Genomic DNA, 1,019 nt, shown 5'->3' on the forward strand with positions numbered 1-1,019 from the left:
GGACTGTCCGTCGTCGGGGTTGATGTCAATTCCAGCGTCGTAGACGCCGTCAACGCTGGAAAGGTCCCCTTCGTGGAGCCCGATCTGGGCATCCATGTGGCCGGGGCAGTCAGTCAAGGCGCCCTGATCGCTCAGACCACAACCCCGGTCGCTGACGCTTATATAGTGGCGGTCCCCACCCCCTTCGCGGACGACAAATCAGCAGACCTGAGGTTTGTCCGTGCGGCGGCTCAGGGCATTGCCCCGATGTTGCGCGGGGGTGAGTTGATCATCCTGGAGTCCACATCGCCTCCCGGAACTACTGCCATGCTCGCCGACTTCGTGTTGGACCTGCGACCGGATCTGAGCTTGGACGGTGCGGCCGGCCGTCCCACGGTGCTGTTCGCCCACTGTCCAGAACGCGTCTTGCCTGGTCGGATCATGATTGAGCTGGTCACCAATGACCGGATCGTTGGAGGTTTGACCGACGAGGCCGCCTCGGCGGCCGCCGCCCTGTACAGCGTGTTTTGTCAGGGCAACATTCACCTGAGTGACGCTGCAACGGCAGAAATGGCCAAGTTGGTCGAGAACGCCTATCGCGATGTGAATATCGCCTTCGCCAATGAGTTGTCCGTTATTAGCGACAACCTGGGCATTAATGTGTGGGACCTCATTGAACTCGCAAACCACCACCCCCGCGTCGAAATACTTCAACCGGGACCCGGTGTCGGAGGCCACTGCATCGCCGTTGACCCCTGGTTTATTGTAGGGGCGGACCCTGGCAATTCCCGTCTGATTCGAGCAGCCCGAGAGGTTAATGACAGCAAACCAGCCCATATCGTTGACCAGATTGTAAAGGCTGCAAACTCATGCAATGCTGAAAATATTGCTGCCTTAGGACTGGCATTCAAGGCCAACATAGACGACGTGCGAGAGTCCCCAGCTGTGCAAGTAGTGAAAATGCTTGCAATAGCTCGGCCCAACACGAATATTCTGGTGGCGGCGCCGTTTGCCTCCTCGCTACCCGATGAATTGTCCTC

At 58.4% G+C, this 1,019-nt stretch carries 1 protein-coding gene; it reads left to right on the top strand.

Annotation, left to right across the window (positions count from 1 at the left end):
* Positions 1 to 3: 3 nt before the first annotated feature.
* On the top strand, positions 4 to 1,019 hold a 1,016-nt coding region (locus tag AB4Y86_RS19520), incomplete at its 3' end, for a nucleotide sugar dehydrogenase (protein WP_441403767.1).

The organism is Arthrobacter sp. 2YAF22_2 (genome assembly GCF_052114645.1).
Lineage (GTDB): Bacteria > Actinomycetota > Actinomycetes > Actinomycetales > Micrococcaceae > Arthrobacter.